Source organism: Ochrobactrum sp. SFR4 (assembly GCF_019730395.1).
Classification (GTDB): Bacteria; Pseudomonadota; Alphaproteobacteria; order Rhizobiales; family Rhizobiaceae; genus Pseudochrobactrum.
In genome coordinates, this window is the sequence record NZ_JAAPBB010000887.1 from 1 (window position 1) to 264 (window position 264).

The window sequence follows — 264 nt, forward strand, 5'->3', positions numbered from 1 at the left end:
CGGTATCAATTTTAGCCAGAATTTCTTCTGCGCCCATGCGACCGGAGCCGAAAACCTCACCATTGAGGAAAATTGACGGAACCGACATGACCTGTCGATCCGCAACTTCATCCTGAAACAGCGCGCCATCAATGGCGACATGCTCGATACCAGGATTAAGAACAGCCATCAGATTGAGCGCCTGCACCACATCAGGGCAGTTCTGACAGGACAGCGAATAATATGTCTCGAAACGGAATGTACCCTTCACACCACGAATCTGAT

At 50.0% G+C, this 264-nt stretch carries 1 protein-coding gene; it reads right to left on the reverse strand.

What is annotated here, in order from left to right; all coding sequences use genetic code 11:
* On the reverse strand, positions 1-264 hold a 264-nt coding region (locus tag HBA93_RS21640; protein WP_221724622.1), incomplete at both ends, for a thioredoxin family protein.